General features: G+C 71.2%; 13 protein-coding genes. 8 read left to right on the top strand and 5 right to left on the bottom strand.

Translation table 11 applies throughout. The features are described from left to right. Positions 1 to 24: 24 nt before the first annotated feature. Positions 25 to 2211, bottom strand: a complete 2187-nt coding sequence (locus VH969_RS10335; protein ID WP_331973456.1) for an MMPL family transporter — start codon at positions 2209 to 2211, stop codon at positions 25 to 27. A 218-nt stretch (positions 2212 to 2429) separates the two neighbouring features. Between VH969_RS10335 and VH969_RS10330 the strand changes: the two genes are divergently transcribed. From VH969_RS10330 to VH969_RS10320, 3 genes are read left to right on the top strand one after another with little or no spacing between them, the layout of a single operon-like run. Further along, positions 2430 to 3473, top strand: a complete 1044-nt coding sequence (locus VH969_RS10330) for a DUF1214 domain-containing protein (RefSeq protein ID WP_331973455.1) — start codon at positions 2430 to 2432, stop codon at positions 3471 to 3473. Next, positions 3470 to 4597, top strand: coding sequence for a sulfotransferase family protein (locus VH969_RS10325; RefSeq protein WP_331973454.1), 1128 nt, complete (start codon positions 3470 to 3472; stop codon positions 4595 to 4597). Before VH969_RS10330 ends, VH969_RS10325 begins: the two co-directional genes overlap by 4 nt. Then, entirely contained in the window at positions 4594 to 5370 is a 777-nt protein-coding gene (locus VH969_RS10320) for an SDR family oxidoreductase (protein WP_331973453.1), read from the top strand. Before VH969_RS10325 ends, VH969_RS10320 begins: the two co-directional genes overlap by 4 nt. Positions 5371 to 5395: 25 nt before the next feature. Here the strand turns inward: VH969_RS10320 and VH969_RS10315 are convergent, their stop codons facing one another. The 3 genes from VH969_RS10315 to VH969_RS10305 are packed head-to-tail and all read right to left on the bottom strand — an operon-like array spanning position 5396 to position 8071. Next, positions 5396 to 5857, bottom strand: a complete 462-nt coding sequence (locus VH969_RS10315) for a DNA polymerase ligase N-terminal domain-containing protein (RefSeq protein ID WP_331973452.1) — start codon at positions 5855 to 5857, stop codon at positions 5396 to 5398. Next, positions 5854 to 7245, bottom strand: coding sequence for an FAD-dependent oxidoreductase (locus VH969_RS10310; RefSeq protein WP_331973451.1), 1392 nt, complete (start codon positions 7243 to 7245; stop codon positions 5854 to 5856). Before VH969_RS10310 ends, VH969_RS10315 begins: the two co-directional genes overlap by 4 nt. A gap of 10 nt (positions 7246 to 7255) precedes the next feature. Further along, entirely contained in the window at positions 7256 to 8071 is an 816-nt protein-coding gene (locus VH969_RS10305) for a class I SAM-dependent methyltransferase (protein ID WP_331973450.1), read from the bottom strand. Positions 8072 to 8186: 115 nt separating this feature from the next. Here VH969_RS10305 and VH969_RS10300 point away from each other — a divergent pair, with 115 nt between their 5' ends. The 5 genes from VH969_RS10300 to VH969_RS10280 all read left to right on the top strand — a co-directional run bounded on the left by VH969_RS10300 (position 8187) and on the right by VH969_RS10280 (position 13179). Then, positions 8187 to 9431 carry an alpha/beta hydrolase gene (locus tag VH969_RS10300; RefSeq protein ID WP_331973449.1) on the top strand — a complete coding sequence of 415 codons (1245 nt, stop codon included), beginning with the start codon at positions 8187 to 8189 and terminating at the stop codon, positions 9429 to 9431. Between the two features lie 61 nt (positions 9432 to 9492). Beyond that, positions 9493 to 9858: an STAS domain-containing protein gene (locus tag VH969_RS10295; RefSeq protein WP_331973448.1), complete on the top strand. Its 366-nt coding sequence runs from the start codon at positions 9493 to 9495 to the stop codon at positions 9856 to 9858. Positions 9859 to 9976: 118 nt separating this feature from the next. Beyond that, positions 9977 to 10825, top strand: a complete 849-nt coding sequence (locus VH969_RS10290; protein ID WP_331973447.1) for an alpha/beta fold hydrolase — start codon at positions 9977 to 9979, stop codon at positions 10823 to 10825. Between the two features lie 22 nt (positions 10826 to 10847). Then, a complete protein-coding gene (locus tag VH969_RS10285; protein ID WP_331973446.1) occupies positions 10848 to 12116 on the top strand; it encodes an esterase/lipase family protein in 1269 nt (422 codons plus the stop codon). 13 nt (positions 12117 to 12129) lie between these two features. Continuing rightward, positions 12130 to 13179 carry an alpha/beta fold hydrolase gene (locus VH969_RS10280; protein WP_331973445.1) on the top strand — a complete coding sequence of 350 codons (1050 nt, stop codon included), beginning with the start codon at positions 12130 to 12132 and terminating at the stop codon, positions 13177 to 13179. Here the strand turns inward: VH969_RS10280 and VH969_RS10275 are convergent. Continuing rightward, the gene (locus VH969_RS10275) at positions 13176 to 16043 is read right to left on the bottom strand and encodes a helix-turn-helix transcriptional regulator (RefSeq protein ID WP_331973444.1); all 2868 of its coding nucleotides are present in this window, start codon (positions 16041 to 16043) and stop codon (positions 13176 to 13178) included. The genes VH969_RS10280 and VH969_RS10275 overlap by 4 nt on opposite strands. Between the last annotated feature and the right edge of the window lie 584 nt (positions 16044 to 16627).

The following is a 16627-nucleotide window of genomic DNA, read 5'->3' as shown; positions in this document are numbered from 1 at the left end:
CCCCCCACCACTATCCGGCGAATGTCACCCGACCGGCTCGAGCACCTTGCGCTCGGCGGGTGGCGCGACCGGCGTCCGGCGGCGCAGGAAGCGCGGCGTCCACCAATTCGCGCGGCCCAGCACCACCATGAGCGCGGGCAGCACGACCGCCCGGATCAGCGTGGCGTCGATCAGGATCGCCGTCGCCAGGCCGACACCCATCTGCTTCATGTCGATCGTGGTGAGCGACCCGAAGATGGAGAACACGCCGATCATGACCGCGGCCGCGCTCGTCACCGCGCCGGCCGACCGCGTGATGCCCGTGGCCACGGCCTCCCGCGTGGACAGTCCGCCCGCGGCGGCCTCACGGATCCGGCTCACGACGAACACGTGGTAGTCCATCGACAGGCCGAACAGCGTCACGAACAGCATCACCGGCAGCCACGCGGTGATCCCGCCGTTCGACGTGAACCCGAGCAGGCCCTCGGCCCAGGTGTGCTGGAAGACCAGCACCAGCACGCCGTACGCGGCGCCGGCCGAGAGCAGGTTCAACCCGATGGCGGACAGCGCGATGACCGGTGCGCGGAACGCCCACAGCATCACCAGCAACGTCAGCAGCAGCACGAACCCGATGACCCAGGGCAGCGAGCTCTTCATCTGGTCGACGAAGTCGTTCTCGCCCGCGGTCATGCCGCTGACCGCGAACTCCGCGCCCGAGACCTTGCCGATGGTCTGCGGCAGCAGCGTCGTGCGCAATTCGGCGAGCGACTGGTCGGCCCGCGCGCTGCCGCCGTCGTACGGGATCCCCGCGGAGATCAGCACGATCCGGCCCCCCGCGGCCGGCGTGACCTGCGGCGGCTGGTCGTGGGCGAACCCGGGGTCGGCCGCGATCCGGCCGAGCAGGTCGTCCACGGCCGACTTCGCCGCGCCCGCCTGATCGGCGGGCACCCGGACGGCGATCTCGTGCGAGGCGCCGGTGCTCGGGAACGCGCCGGTCATCCGGTCGTAGGTCTGCATGATCGGGATGCTGCGCGGCAGGTCCTGCTCGGACGGCGCGTTGAGCGTCATGCCGAAGGCCGGGATCGCGAGCGCGACCAGCAGGCCGCCGGAGATGATCAGCGTCGTCTTCGGCTTGCGCAGGCTGGGCCGCAGCACTGCCTTCCAGAACCGCGGCTCGCCATCCGAACGCATGGACAGCCGCCACAGGAACGGGATCCGCGGCCGGTCGACCCAGCGGCCGAGCTTGGCCAGCAGCGCGGGCAGCACCGTGATGGACCCGATCATCGCGGCGAGCACCACGAGGATCGTGCCGACGGCCATCGAGGAGAACACGATGTCGTTGGTGACGAACATGCCGGCCATGGCCACGGTGACCGCGATGCCGGAGACGACGATCGCGTGCCCGGAGGTCGCGGCCGCGATCTCCACGGCGTCGACGTGCCCGGCGCCCTTGGCGCGTTCCTCACGCTCGCGGCGGATGTAGAACAGCGAGTAGTCCACCCCGACCGCCATGCCGATCAGCAGGATCATGCTGGCGGTGTTGTCGGTGGCCGGGATCAGGTGCGAGACGAGCGCGGAGAGCCCGAGCGCGGTGCCCACCGCGGACATCGCGAGCAGCACCGGCACGCCGGCGGCGATCAGCGCGCCGAAGACCACGAGCATGATCAGGAGCGTGACCGGGATGCTGATCAGCTCGGCCTGCTGGAAGTCCTGGCCGAGGGTCGCGGAGAGGGCCTTGTCCAGCGAGGCGCCGCCGACCTCCTCGATGCGCAGGTCCGGGTAGCTCTGCTGGGCCTCGGCCGTCGTGTCGAGCAGCGGCTGGATGCGTTCCTCGGAGGTGTCGGACGACCCGGTCATCTCGACGTTGACGAGGACCGCGGTCCCCTTCGGCGACGGGATCGGGTCGCTGACCCGGCCGACCTCGGCCAGTGCGTCCATCCGCTGCCGCACGTCGTTCGCGGCGGCGAGTGCCTGGTTCTTGTCGAGGCTCCCGTCTTTGGCGGTGATGAGCACGTTCTCCGTCGACGGCCGCTCGAACCCGGCCTCGTCGACGATGCTCTGGTAGGTGGCGAGCTCCCCCTTCGGGTTGTCGTCGAAGTCCGCCTGCCGGGTCCCCGCGACCTGGCCGGCACCGATGCAGATCGCCACGAAGAGCAGCCAGGCGCCGATGGCGCGCCACGGATGCTCCGCGCTCCACCTCGCGATCCGCACGGTCAACATCGGCTTTCCCATCCCTGTTCCCCTCTGTTCGCACTACTGGCGTTCGGGAACAGACTCCCGGCCCGCACGTGTGGGGGGATCCGGACTTTTCCCGGTGTCGACTCAGGGATCTCCCCTACCGAGGCAGGGTCCGGGACGCCGGGTAGTCACCCCATCCCTGCCCGTGCGCGTTGGACTCGCACATCTCGCTTCTGGTAGAACGTGTTCTAGTTCTCTCGTGAGGAGGGCGCGTGGAGCACAGTGCGTGGACCTCGTTCTGCCAGGCCCTCGCCGCCGCGGGCGACGTGGTCCTCCGGCCCGCGGCGCCCGACACCCCGCTCGACCGGGCCGAGGGGTACCGCTACCTCACCCGGCTCCTGCGGGAGATGCTCTACGCCACCGTCGAGAACGCCGATCCCGACTTTCCCCGCCTGCACCGGCTGGATCTCACCAAGATCGGCGCCGACAACCCCGACAACGTCTACCTCACCGCCACCGTCCGCGGGGACCGGACCTACCGGCTCACCGGGACGCGCGGCACGATCTTCTACTTCAGCGTCGGCTCCAAGGCCAACCGGTACGCCAAGGACGGGACCATGGCCTCCACCGGCGAACTGTCCGATCAGGACATCGTGGTCGAGGCCGACGGGACCGTCGAGATCACCGTCAGCGCCCGGGAACACGGCGAGAACTGGCTGCGGCTCGCGCCGGACTCGACCAGCCTCGTGATCCGGCAGACCTACCTCGACCGCACCACCGAGGTGCCCGGCGAGTGGCGGATCGAGTGCGTCGACGGGCCCGCGCAACCGCGACCGCTCGAGCCGGCGGCCATGGCGAAGGCCCTGCGCCGCGCGGCGCTGGCCGTGCACGGGACCGCGGCCACGTTCGCCGGGTGGACCGAGATGTTCATGAGCCGACCGAACGAACTACCCGACTTCGGGCAGGAGATGTTCCAGCGCGCCGGCGGCGATCCCGAGATCTTCTACCTCCACGGCTACTGGACGCTCCGCCCCGGCGAGGCGTGGGTCATCGAGACCGAGGTCCCCGACTGCCCGTACTGGAACTTCCAGCTCGACAACTGGTGGATGGAGTCGCTCGACCACGACCGCCGGATCACCGTCAACAAGCACACCGCGAAGCTCGACGGCGGGAAGCTGACGATCGTCGTCGCCGAGCGGGACCCCGGGTGGGGCAACTGGATCGACACCGCCGGCCACACCAGCGGCACCGCGCTGCTGCGCTGGCTCGGCGCCACCCACCACCCGATCCCGCGCTGCCGGGTGATCCGGCCGTGATCCGCACGGGCGAGCTGCTCGACGCCGCGCGGACGCGGACCGGGCTCACCGACTACGGCGACGAGTGGTTCACCGAACCGCTGACGGTTCTCGTCGAGGCGCTGGACACCGAGGCGCGGCTGAGCGAGGCCGGTCTCGCACTGACCCGCCGCAGGCTCGCCGCGCTGCTCGCCGACCGGTTGCGGCTGCGCGCCCTGCAGAAGCAGCACCCCGAGATCGCGGACACCGAGGTCGCCGTCGCCGCCGAGATCTGCGGGCTGCCGCGCACCGGTTCGACCATGCTGCACCGCCTGCTCGCCGCCTCCCCCGGGCTGACGTCGACGCTGTCCTGGGAGACCTCCTACCCGCTGCCCTTCCCCGGCGAGGGACCCGGTGCCGCGGAACGCAAGGCCCGGGCGCGCGAGCGCGCGAAGCTGTTCCTCGACATGTCGCCCGACTTCGCCGACATCCACACGATCGAGTGGGACGGGCCCGAGGAGGACGTGATCCTGCTCGACCGCACGTTCGTGTCGATGAGCTTCGACTCGTTCTACGCCATCCCGTCCTACGGCACCTGGCTGCGCGAGGCCGACCAGACGCCGGCGTACCGCGAGCTGCGCGAGTGGCTGCAGGTGCTGCGGTGGCAGGACCCGGCACGGCAAGGCACGTCGTGGGTGCTCAAGTCGCCGCACCACCTCACCGCGGCCGGCACCGTGCTCGACACGTTCCCCGGCTGCAAGATCGTCATGACACACCGGTCGCCGGTCAGCGCCGTGCCGTCGTACGCCTCGATGGTCTGCTCGATCGGCCGGCAGTACAGCGACGACGTCGACCCGGTGGCGCTCGGGCGGTACTGGAGCGAGCGGTTCGCCGGCACGCTGCGCGCGTTCGCCGGCGTGCGGCGCCAGCGCCCGGAGCGGTTCGTCGACGTGCGGTACGACGAGATGGTCGCCGACCCGGTCGGGCAGGCGTGCCGGGTGCTCGGCGAGCTGGGTGTGCCGGCGGACGAGGCGGCGTTGAAGTCCTACCTGGACCGCAACCGGCGGCAGCGGCACGGTTCGCACGCCTACACGCCGGCCGACTTCGGGCTGTCGGCCGCGCGGCTGGAGCGCGATTTCGCCTTCTACACGGAGGAGTACCTGTGATCCTCGCCGACGAGGTCGTCGTCATCTCCGGTGTCGGGCCGGGACTCGGCGCCAAGCTCGCCCTGCGGGCGGCGCGGGAGGGCGCACGGGTCGTGCTGGCCGCACGCTCGACGAACGTGATGTCCGAAGTGGAACAGGAGGTCGCGGCCGCGGGCGGCGAGGCCGTCGGCGTCGCCTGCGACGTCCGGCGCCCGGACGAGGTCGCCGCGGTGGCGCGGACCGCGGTGGACCGGTTCGGCAAGGTGACCGGCCTGGTCAACTCCGCGTACTCGCACCCCGGGTTCACCGACCTGCTGGACACGCCGGACAAGCAGCTGCGCCGGTCGATGGACATCATCCTGCACGGCGCGCTCGAGATGACCCGCGCGGTCGTCCCGCACATGACGGGCGGCGGCTCGATCGTCAACGTCGGCACGATGTCGACGCGAAAGCCGCGGCGCGGCGAGGGCGGTTACGCGGTCGCGAAGGCGGCGATGGCGTGCGCGACGCAGTACCTCGCGCTGGAGCTCGGCGACCGCGGGATCCGGGTCAACCAGGCGGTGCTGGGCTGGCTCGACGGTCCGGGCGTGCGGTTCTACCTCACGATGACCGCGAACCAGCGCGGCATCAGCGAGCAGGAGGTCTACGACGAGATCGCCGCGCGCAACCCGCTGGGCCACATCCCGGCCGACGACGCGTGCGCGGGCGCGGTGCTGTTCCTCCTGTCGAACCTGGCCCGCGAGGTGACCGGCGCGGTGCTGGACGTCAACGGCGGCGAATACATGCCCGCGTGAGAACCCAGACGAAACAGAGCGAGCTTCATGCCCCGGCGATGCCGGCGGCGACCTCTTCGTTGGTGCGCCCGGAGAGCACCGACCGCGGGAACGCCTCCGGGTCCCAGCCGCGCACGGCGTGCTCGTCGTTCTTGTGCACCAGCAGCCAGTTCTTCGGGTCGCGGCGGATCAGGACGAACCGGCCGGCCAGCTTCTCGCCGTCCAGGTCGAAGTGCAGCTCGCCCTCGGTCACGGCGCGCGGCGGGTCGTCGGTCTTCGCGGGCGTCCAGGTCCCCCGGTCCCAGACGATCTTGTCACCGCTGCCGACGACGCCTTCGAGCTCGAGCTCGGCGAGGCCGTGGTCGGCCACGTGCACGGCCAGCAGGCGCGCGCCGGGGTCGAGTGTCGGCCCCTTCGGCACCGCCCAGCTGACGAGCACCCCGCCCATCTCCAGCCGGAGGTCGTAGTGCAGCCGGCGTGCCCGGTGCCGCTGCACGACGAACCTCATGCCTCATGCATACCCGCCTTCTCCCGCTCCGGCAGCACCGACCCGGCGTGCCGGACCGGCGCGGGCGCGCGGCGGGCCCGGCGGTTGCCGGCCACCACGCGCGCCACCATCGGCGGCGTCATCAGCATGGACGGCTTCATCAGGAACGAGCTGACCCGCAGGAAGCGCGCGGCGAGTACCGGGTCGTGCTCGGCCGCGACGAGCAGCCGGGCGACGTAGGCGTTGACCAGCCGGACGGGCAGCGGCCGCGGCCCTTCGACCTGCGGCAGCGCCAGGTCGGCGCCGACCGCCATCTGCCAGGCGATCTCGATCGGCTTCGCGGCCGCGCGAAAGAACCGTCGCGCGAGCCCCTCGCTCCCGCGGCGCAGACAGTCGCGCAACACCAGTGCCTCCAGCGCGGCCACCGACATGCCCTGGCCATAGATCGGGTTGAAGCCGCACATCGCGTCACCGAAGACCAGCAGCCCCTCGGGGAAGCGGCGCAGCCGGTCGTAGCGCACGCGGCGGTTCGCCCGGAACCGGAACGTCGACACGTCCCCGAGCGGCTCGGCCGCCCGCAGCGCCTCGATCATGTGCGGCGGCGCGCACCCGGCCGCGAAGTCGACCATCCACCCGTAGTCCAGCTCGGGGTGATGGCCGGCGTACCCGGACACCGTGAACATCCACGTGTCGTCCTCGTAGGCGAACAGGCCCACCCCACCCAACCGGCCGGGGTTCGCGCCGATGACGGTCAGGGTCTCGGGTACCGCGCCGGCCGGCAGGCGGACCAACCTGCTCGCGTACCGCACGTCCACGACGACCTCGTCCTCGGCCGGCTTCTCGTAGCCCAGCTCGGCGAGCCACGCGGGCGTGCGGGAGGCCCGGCCGGTCGCGTCCACCACGAGGTCGGCCTCGAGCACGTCCGCCGCCCGACCGCCATGGTTGACCACGCGTGCGCCGATCACCCGGCCCACCGCGTCGACCGCCAAGCCCACCACTTCGCAGCCGTCCTGGAACTCCACATTGGACAGGCAGCGGACGCGACCGCGCACGGCCGTCTCGAGGAACGGCCGGCTCGGCTGGTAGATCGGCTCGATCTCCAGGGCCCGGGACAGCCGGTGCACGCCGTCCGGCGCGAAGTACATCTTCGAGTAGTCGTCGAGCTTCGTGCCGCCCGCGGCGACGAGATCCTCCAGCAGCCCGGGGAAGAGCTCACCGACGACCTTCGATCCGCTGGGCAGCAGGCCGTGCACGTGCCGGCCCTGCGGCACGCCCTTGCGCTGCGCCACCCGCACCGGCAGCCGGTCCCGCTCCACGATGGTCACCCGGTCGTAGTGGTCGGCGAGCACCCGCGCCGCGAGCAGCCCCGCCATGCTCGCGCCGAGCACCACCGCATGTCTGTTGCGCATGCTGTTCCTCCTATGCAATCCGTGCCCACGCGCCGACGAGCGTCGGGGGCTTGAACATCACGCCCTCGCGCGCGATCTCCCCGGCGATGCGCGACTCGAGCGTGTCGATGCCGACCTCGTCGGCGGTGGCGATGCCGGTCTTCTCGATGACCGGCAGCAGCGTCCGTACGGTCTCGGCGCCCAGGCGCGGCCCGGCCGCGTCTCCGGGTTCGAGGTAGCCCTGCAGGCCGAGCACGGTGGGCGTGAGACCGGCGCCGCGCAGCACCGCACCGAGCCGGGCGCCGAGCGACGGGTCGAGGCCGGAGCGGCGGAACGCCTCGCAGATCCACGTGATGACGCGCAGGCAGAGGTCGGTCTGCGGCAGCCCGCCGCCCGCGGTCATCTCGTACTCCATCACCGCGACCACGCCGCCTGGCCGGACGAGCGCGGCGAACTTGCGCAGGATCTCCACCGGGTCGGGCGTGTACAGCAGGATCAGCCTGCCGACGACCGCGTCGAACTCGTCCTCGATGCGGACGGTGTGCAGGTCGTCGTGGATGAACGTGACGTTGGTGAGCTCGCGCCGCTCGGCCCGCACGGCCGCGAGCCGCAGCGCCTTCACCGATGCGTCCACGCCGACGACCGAGCCGCCCGGTCCGACGAGCGCGGCCGCCTCGAACGCGACGTCCCCCGCGCCGGAGCCGAGGTCGAGCACGCGCATCCCGGGTTCGATGCCCGCGAGGCGCAGGACCGTCCTGGTCGCCGGGGCGAGGACGGCCGCCTGGTGCTCGAGCCGGGCCAGCTCCTTCTCGTCGTGCCCCAGCAGATATCCGGTACTCGTGGTCATCACCACACTCCGTTCCGCGCACCGCGCGTCGATACGCCGTGCCGGAGAGCATCCGTGCTGGTCGGCGCTGAGACTTGGCGGGATGATGGGGATCCGGTGGAGATTGGGTGAAGACGTGTACCGGTTCGCCGACTGCCAGCTGGATCCGCGCCAGTTCGAGCTGCGGCGCGGTGGCGTGGTCGTGCACGTCGAGCCGCAGGTGTTCACGCTGCTCGCGCACCTGATCGAGCACCGGGACCGGGTCGTGGCGAAGACCGAGTTGCTGGACGCGGTGTGGGGCGGGCGGTTCGTCAGCGAGTCGGCGCTCACCAGCCGGGTCAAGATGCTCCGCAAGGCCCTCGGCGACGACGGCAACCAGCAGCGGTTCATCGCGACCGTGCACGGCGTCGGCTACCGGTTCGTGGCCGAGGTCGAGCTGACCGTCACGCCGGCCGCGCCGCTCGAGCCGCCGGTCGACGAACCCGCGGCCGAGCGGGCGGCCCAGCAGATCCGGTACTGCGTCTCGCCGGACGGCGTGCGCGTGGCGTACGCGATCTCCGGCTGCGGGCCGCCGCTGGTGAAGGTCGCCAACTGGCTCACGCACCTCGACCTGGAGTGGTCCAGCCCGATCTGGGCGCACTGGATCGACGGTTTGTCCTCGCGGCACCGGCTGATCCGCTACGACGAGCGCGGCTGCGGGCTGTCGGACTGGGAGGTCGGCGACTTCAGCTTCGACGCGTGGGTCAACGACCTCGAGCTCGTCGTCGACGCGGCGGGGCTGGACCGCTTCCCGCTGCTGGGTGTCTCGCAGGGCGGCGCGGTCGCGATCGCCTACGCGGTACGGCATCCGGAGCGGGTGTCGCAGCTGGTCCTCGCCGGCGCGTACTGCCGCGGCCGCTACGCGCGGGCCCGCACCGCGGACGAACGCGAGGAGGCCGCGCTGGACCTGCAGCTGGGCCGGATCGGCTGGCGGCACGACGACCCGACGTTCCGGCAGGTGTTCGCGAGCCAGTTCCTGCCCGACGGCGACCGGGCGCTGTGGGACGCGTTCAACGACCTGCAGCGAGCCACCACGTCGACCGAGAACGTGGTGCGCTTCCTCGAGGTGTTCGCGCACATCGACGTCTCCGCGCTCGCGCCGCTCGTGCGCTGCCCCACGCTGATCCTGCACGCGCGCGACGACCTGCGCGTGCCGCGGGCGCAGGCGCAGGACCTGGCCGCGCTGATCCCGGACAGCGAGCTGCGCTTCCTCCCCAGCCGCAACCACATCCTCACCGCCGGCGAGCCGGCGTGGCCGGAGTTCCTCGGCGAGCTCGACCGGTTCCTGAGAGTCGATGTAACAACCCAGGAGCAGGCGGCGATTCGTCGTGTGTCCCCGTAGTGCTGACGGACCCCCGACCTGGCAGCACTGCGGGGATCCTTCTTGGGTGCATGATGTGCCCATGCCACCGGACCCGGGCTCGGACTCAGGCAATGCCTTCGACGTGACCGTCGACGTCGAGCGGCACGACACCGCCGTCGTACTTCGGGTGGCCGGCGAGCTGGACATGCTCACCACGCCGAAGCTGCAGGAGTGCATCACGCGGGAGCTGGCGGCCGGCCCGGCCGTGCTGGTGATCGACCTGTCCGACGTGACGTTCCTGGCGTCGAGCGCCATGGCCGCGATCGTCTCCGCACATCAGGAGGCCGGCGAACGCAGCGCGGTCCGGATCGTGGCGACGAGCCGCGAGACCGCCCGGCCGCTCGAGGTGGCCGGGCTGAACACGTATCTCGCGATCTTTCCGACGCTGGAGGACGCGCTCGCCTGAGTGTGGCCGCGCCACATGTCCGGCCAGCCGGGGGTGGCGGGCGCCCACCTTGCCGCGCCGCGCCGTGGCGGTCACGGTATGACCGATCCCACACAGTCGTGCCCGCTGGAGGTCGCCAGTGCCCGCTCAGCAGACCGACCTCCGCACGCCGACCCAGCTCGCGGTGCCGGTGCCGGGCGGCGAGCTGAGCGTCGCGGTGTGGGGTTCGCTCGGTTCGGCGCAGCCGGTCCTCGCGATCCACGGCCTGACCGCGTCGAGCCGCGCCTGGCTCGAGACGGCCACGCGCCTGCCCGGCCCGGTGATCGCGCCGGACCTGCGCGGGCGCGGCGGCAGCGGCGAACTACCCGGGCCGTACGGCATGGCGGCGCACGCGGCGGACTGCGTCGCGGTGCTCGACGCGCTCGGCGTCGACCGGGCGACGGTGGCCGGGCATTCGATGGGCGGCTTCGTGGCGTCGGTGCTGGCCCATCGCCACCCGACTCGGGTGGCGCGGCTCGTGCTCGTGGACGGCGGCGCCCCGCTGCCCCCACCGCAAGGCGGTGCGGAGACGGCGATCGGCCCGGCCGCTCGCCGCCTGGAGATGCGGTTCGAGTCGGCGGCGACGTACCGCGACTACTGGCGCGCGCACCCGTCGTTCGCCGAGTGGACACCGGCGATCGAGGCCTACGTCGACTACGACCTGACCGGGCCCGCGGGCTCGTTGCGCAGCCGCGTCTCCGCGGAGGCCATGCACACGGACTTCACCGACCTGCACCACGGCGCGGACGCGCGGGAGGCCTTCGCCGCGCTGCCGGCCGAGACTCCGTTCCTGCGGGCCGAGCGCGGCATGCTGAACGAGCCGACGCCGCTCTACCCCGACCCGGACGTGCTGTCGCGCCTGAAGGTCACGACCGTGCCGGGCACGAACCACTACTCGATCCTCTTCGGCGACGCGGGTGTCTCGGCCGTGGTCGCCGAGCTCACCTGATCCGTCTCGACGGGGAGACTCCATGCGCTCACTCCGCTATCTGCTCGCCGGCGGCGCCGTAACGGCGCTCGTCGCGACCGGTGTCGTGGTGCTCGGCGGTTCGGCGAACGCGGCCGAGCCCGCCTACCTGACCAAGGAGGCGACGTACACGTCGGTCGCCAACGGCTGGGCCGCCGTGGACCGGTACCGCGACACGACCGCGGGGTTCCACGACGAGCAGTACCCGCCGGACGGGCGCGGCGACCAGGACGGGCAGCGCAAGACGTTCTTCGCGGGCGTGGCGCGGCCGTCGTCGTCGCGGTTCCTGTTCTACTCCGCGCCCGGCTGGAACACCGGTGCGAAGGCCACGCCCGTGCTGCTCGTGCACGGCGCCAACGACAACCCCGACCGCGCGTGGGCCAACCCCAACGAGTCCGGCGGGTTCGGCTGCGGGTCGGCCACCTGCCCGTCGACCGGGCTCATGCAGTACCTCAGCTCGCGCGGGTACCGGGTGTTCGCGATCGGCTTCGCGCACAAGCAGGGCGACAACTACATGCAGGCGCAACAGGTCGGCGACGCGATCGCGATCATCAAGGCGCGCCTCGGGGTCGGCGCGGTCGACGTGATCGGGTGGAGCAAGGGCATGATGTCGGCGCGGATGTACGTGGCGTCGGTGAAGCAGTCGTGGGGCCGGTCCTACGCGGGCGACGTGCGCAAGCTGATCCTGCTGGGCGGGCCGAACGGCGGCTACGACTACCCGTTCGCGCACGGCTGGGCGCACGACTTCTCGATCTGGCCGGAGTGTGGCGGCAAGGTCAACGCGCCGAGCCCGCACACGCGGATGACCTGCTACGGGGCGTTGACGTACCACCCCGAGCTGTCGATCACCCCGGCCGGCGGGTTCGACGCCTACCCCGGGCAGCGGCAGATGCTGGCGCGGTGGGACGGCGTGTTCGGGGTCAACGTGACGACGCAGGACTACTACACGACCTACTACGGCGGGCGCGGCTTCTACACCGACGGGCCGGGCATCCAGGCCGCGATCAACGCGGGCTCGCTGATCTCGCGGATCCAGTCCGCACCGACGCCGTCGTCGGTGCCGGTGTACCTGCTGGCCGGCGGCTCGCCGACGATCGTCGGCATCTGGAACGAGACCCGCGGCCCCTCGGACGGCGTAGTCTTCGTCCAAAGTGCACTGTCCACCACCGGGATCTCGAACGTCGGGGCCACGACGCTGGTCGCGTCCGCCAACCATCTCCAACTCGGCTGGGCGACCGCGGTCTCGTCGACCGTGGCGGGCTGGCTTTCGTGAAAGGAACCGCGTGATGTCCACTCTCCTCGACGGGATCACCGCCACCTCCGTGCCCACCGGCCGGCTCTCGATGAACGTGCTGTCCGTGCGCGAGTCCGGCGAGCCGGTGCTGTTCGTGCACGGCAACGTCTCGTCGTCGCTGTTCTGGCAGCCGACGATGCTGGCGCTGGCGTCGTCGTACCGGCCGCTCGCGGTGGACCTGCGCGGTTTCGGCGACACGGAGCCGTTGCCAGTGGACGCGACCCGCGGCGTGCGCGACTACTCCGACGACGTCGCCTCGCTGCTCGACGCCCTGTCGCTGGGCCCGGTGCACCTGGTGGGCTGGAGCATGGGCGGCGGCGTGGTGCTGCAGCTGCTGCGCGACCACCCGTCGGTGGCGCGCACGGTGACCCTGGTGGCCCCGGTGTCGCCGTACGGCTATGGCGGCACGGTCGGCGAGGACGGCACGCTCATCGACCCGGCGGGCGCGTGTTCGGGTGGCGGCGGCGGAAACCCCGACTTCGTGGCCGCGTTGGCGGCCGGCGACCGGACCGCGGACTCGCCGCTGTCGCCGCGGTCGGTGCTGCGGACGTTCTACGTGAAGCCGCCCTTCGTGCCCGAGCACGAGGACATCTACGTCGAGTCGATGCTGTCCACGCGCATCGGCGACGACCACTACCCGGGCGACAGCCGTCAGTCCCCCGTGTGGCCTGGCCTGGCGGCGGGTGACCGTGGCGTGCTGAACACCATGTCCCCCAACCACTTCCGCCTGGACGACCTCCACGAGATCGCGCCGAAGCCCCCCATCCGCTGGATCCGCGGCGACGCCGACCAGATCGTGTCCGACGCGTCGATGTTCGACCTGGCGAACCTGGGCGCGCTCGGCGCCGTGCCGGGCTGGCCGGGTGCGGAAACCCATCCCCCACAGCCGATGCTGGCCCAGACCCGCGCGGCCCTGGACCGCTACGCGGCGGCGGGCGGCACCTACGACGAGGTGGTCATCGAGGACACGGGCCACACCCCCCACATCGAGAAGCCGGCCGAGTTCGCCACGGCCCTGCGAGAGATCCTCGCCAAGGGCTAGCTCGGGACCTTGTCCTTTCCGGCGTCCTTTCCGGCGTCCTTACCGGCGTCCCTCCCGGCGTGCTTGCCCGCCGCCTCGCGGGCGATGTCGATGCGGGACCGGACGCCGAGCTTGGCGAGGATGTGCGACACGTGCGTGCCCACGGTGCGCGGGGAGAGCACGAGCTGCTCGGCGATCTGCGGGTTCGACATGCCGCCCGCGACCATGTCGGCGATCCGGGACTCGGTCGGCGTCAGGCTGCTCCAGCCGACCCGGGCCTGCCGGTGCTTGGCGCGCGGGCCGCGGCGGATGCCGTACTGGCGTAGCTGCGCCCGCAGGTTCGCGAGGTCCCACTGCGCGCCCAGCCGGTCGTAGACGTCGTCGGCGCGGGTGAAGGCCGTGCGCGCGCCGCGGATGTCGCCGCGGTCGGCGAGCTTCACCGCGGCGGCCTCGAGCGCCCGGGCCCGCATGAGGGGCAGCCCCGCGTCGTCGTAGCGCTCGGCGGCGTCCTGCAGCAGCGTGGGGTCGCCGTCGAGCAGGCCCTGGCAGAAGGCGGCGTTGGCGAGCCGGTGCGGCACCTGCGAGCGGCGCGCGAGCGTGGCCGCCTGCTCGGCGGTGTCCACGGCCGCGTCCATCGAACCGGTGCTCGCGGCCAGCCGGGCGACCTCCGGGAGCAGGTCCTCCATCTCGTCGAGCTCCTCGGCGTGGCTCGCGACGCCGGCGGTGAGGACGGTGAGCGCCTCCTCCGGGTCGTCGGACAGCTCGTGGTCGAGGCTCCGCGCGAGGGTCAGCGACGCGACGACCCGGTTGCCGATCTTGTCCGCGCTCGGCTCGGCCATGCTCAGGTGCTGCCGCGCGGTCGCCGGATCGCCCCGGTGGAAGGCGATGACCGCGGCGATGCCCCGGTCGCAGCAGGTCACGCTGGGGTCCTTGAAGTCGTCGGAGAGCGTCTCGACCTCGGTCTGGGCGTCGTCCCAGCGGCCGACCTCGAAGAGCAGCGTGCCGAGGGCGCTCTGCGCCTGGGCGAGCCGCACGAGGCTGCCGGCGTGGTCGGCGCGCTTGCGCACCTGCTCGGCCGTCACGAGTGCCTCGTCGTAGCGGTCCATGTCGCCGAGCGCCACGGCCTGGTTGACCTGCAACAGCAGCCCGAGATCGGTCAGCGTGCTGTCGTCGCCCACGACGGCGAGCGCCCGCTCGAACAAGGGCAACGCGGCGGCGACGTCCCCTCGCATCATCGAGACGATGATCAGCACGTGCAGGGCCCAGCCGACCGCCCAGCGATCCCCGGTCCGCTCACCGGTCGCCAGTGCCTCCTCGGCAACCTTCCCCGCCGCGATGACCTCACCCAGGTCGCGGCGCGCCCGCGCGGTCATCACCATGAGCCGCGCCCGGTGCCGTGCCGACAGATCCGGGGTCGCCAGGGCGCGCTCCAACTCCGCGAACGACCGGTCCGCCTGCCCCGCGAAGGCCCGGCACTGAGCCACCGTCCCGTGCAGGTCGACGAGGAGGTCGGAGTCCTTGACCACCACCATCGCACCCGTGGCGACCCGTTCGGCGTCTTCCTGATCGCCGCTGCGGAACAGGGCGTCGGCGAGCCGGCACGCGAGAATCGCACCACGCTTGGTCGTCGCCGGAGACCTGTGTGTGGCCTCCTTGAGCAGCTTGATCGCGGTCCGCGGCGCCTGCGCCACGAGCGTCGGCCCGGCGTCCGACAGCCAGTCCAGCAACGACTCGTCCAGCGGACCGGCCCCGGGCGACTTGACGGCCTGCAGCAGCTGCCTGGCCACCCGTTGATCGGCAACGCGAGCCTTGGCGAGCGCGCGGGCGGCGTCCATGTGCCAGGCCGGGCGAACCGAATCGGCGATGTCGTCGTAGAGCGCGGTCCGGATGAGCGGGTGCCGGAACGCGAGCCGCTCGCGTGCCTCCCTGAGGACGCCCGCTGCGCGCGCCTCGTCGAGGACGGGTACCAGCTCGGCGATCCTGCTGCCCATGACGATGGCGAGATCGGACACCAGGAAGTCGACGCCGAGCAAGGCCGCGCCCTGCAGGACCGTGCGGACCTCCTTGGGCAGGAAGTCGAGGCGATGCGCGATGGCGCCGACGAGCGAGTCCGGAACCGGCCCGTCCTCGACCTCGACGACGCCTTCGTCCCCGACCTTCAGCCGGTGGGATCGGGCGAGCGCGTCGACCAACTCGGTCAGGTAGAGCGGGTTGCCGGCCGCGTCGTCGGCGAGCTTCAACAGATCCTTGCCCGGCTTGCCGGCGGAGATCGTGGTGACCAGATCGGCGACCGCCGGTCGCGGCAGGCCGCCGAGGCTGATGATCCCCTCCTCACCGACCGCGCGCCGGATGGGGAGTAACTCATCGCGCTGAGGAATCGGCCGCACGACACCGATCAGCAGCAGATCCACGCGGTCGACGGCACGCGCCAGCCACTCCCACACGCTGATCGTCGCGACGTCGGCCCATTGCAGGTCGTCGACGACGAGAACGGTCGGTGCGGCGCTGCACATCTCCATGAAGAGCGTCAGCATCTGCTCCGACGCGGCGACCGTCGGATCGGCGGAGCTCGCAACCTCACCCCGGAGCAGCCGAAGGATGGTGCCGAGCCGGGGCGCTTCGGTTACTTCCTTGTCCCGCAACGCGTCCAGCAACGGCTGGAGCGGAAGCGCCTCGCCGAGTTCGTCACCCGCCGCCCAGAAGGCCTGGTAGTCGTACTGCTCGGCGCAGGAGATCGCGGCTCGCGCGAGAGAGGATTTGCCGATGCCGGGCTCGCCCTCGATCAGTACGGCTCGCCCGGTTCCGGCACCTAGATCCTTTATCCATTCGTGGAGTCGGGCGAGTTCCGAATCGCGGCCGACGAGTGCAGTCGCATCACCCGACATACTTCGACAGTAAGCCGATCCCCTGGTCAGAGCATCGGCCATCCGGGTGCCGTGCCACCGATCGTGCATATGCACGGCGTCACCCGGATGACGAGACACGTCTGTTTGCTGCGATACCAGAAGTAGAGACATGTCTGTTAGCTGTTTGTTACCCACAGTACTTGGGTGATTACCCACTCTTATGTCATAGTTTTGTTGACCCAATATTTTGGGCCACTTCTACACCCTAACGCGAAACGGCATGCCCGCGTTTGACCCCTCTGACCCTATTCTGCTTTCGGGAGGCCAGAATGAGAGTCGCGCGTTGGATCATTGCCCTTGTCGCATCGCTTCTTCTCATACTTTCGATCAGCGGCACCGCCTCTGCAGGTCATTCCGATATGACGTACAACGACATACCGATGATGACATACAACTAATGGACGTAATTGAGCCGGTTAGCGGCCACATCCGCTTTGGCTCAGAACTTTGTCCAGCGCGAGCGTCCGTGGCCGCAGGTCTACACAGTCGTCGATGGCCCCACCATCGCGATCCGTGTCGCCTGCGGCCCGGTACGCCGCTCGGTTCTGCAGCGCGCGGCCCAG

Origin of the sequence: Actinophytocola sp., from assembly GCF_036555685.1 — a bacterium.
In the GTDB taxonomy this organism is placed as follows: domain Bacteria; phylum Actinomycetota; class Actinomycetes; order Mycobacteriales; family Pseudonocardiaceae; genus Actinophytocola.
Note: the sequence above shows the minus strand (reverse complement) of the source record. Positions and strands in the feature narration are given on the sequence as shown.

Bases quoted from the DNA above. Each gene is read 5' to 3' on its own strand.
- VH969_RS10285 (WP_331973446.1), top strand. From the start codon at position 10,848: ATGCGCTCACTCCGCTATCTGCTCGCCGGCGGCGCCGTAACGGCGCTC.
- VH969_RS10315 (WP_331973452.1), bottom strand. From the start codon at position 5,857: ATGAGGTTCGTCGTGCAGCGGCACCGGGCACGCCGGCTGCACTACGAC.
- VH969_RS10295 (WP_331973448.1), top strand. From the start codon at position 9,493: ATGCCACCGGACCCGGGCTCGGACTCAGGCAATGCCTTCGACGTGACC.
- VH969_RS10280 (WP_331973445.1), top strand. From the start codon at position 12,130: ATGTCCACTCTCCTCGACGGGATCACCGCCACCTCCGTGCCCACCGGC.
- VH969_RS10305 (WP_331973450.1), bottom strand. From the start codon at position 8,071: ATGACCACGAGTACCGGATATCTGCTGGGGCACGACGAGAAGGAGCTG.
- VH969_RS10335 (WP_331973456.1), bottom strand. From the start codon at position 2,211: ATGGGAAAGCCGATGTTGACCGTGCGGATCGCGAGGTGGAGCGCGGAG.
- VH969_RS10310 (WP_331973451.1), bottom strand. From the start codon at position 7,245: ATGCGCAACAGACATGCGGTGGTGCTCGGCGCGAGCATGGCGGGGCTG.
- VH969_RS10275 (WP_331973444.1), bottom strand. From the start codon at position 16,043: ATGTCGGGTGATGCGACTGCACTCGTCGGCCGCGATTCGGAACTCGCC.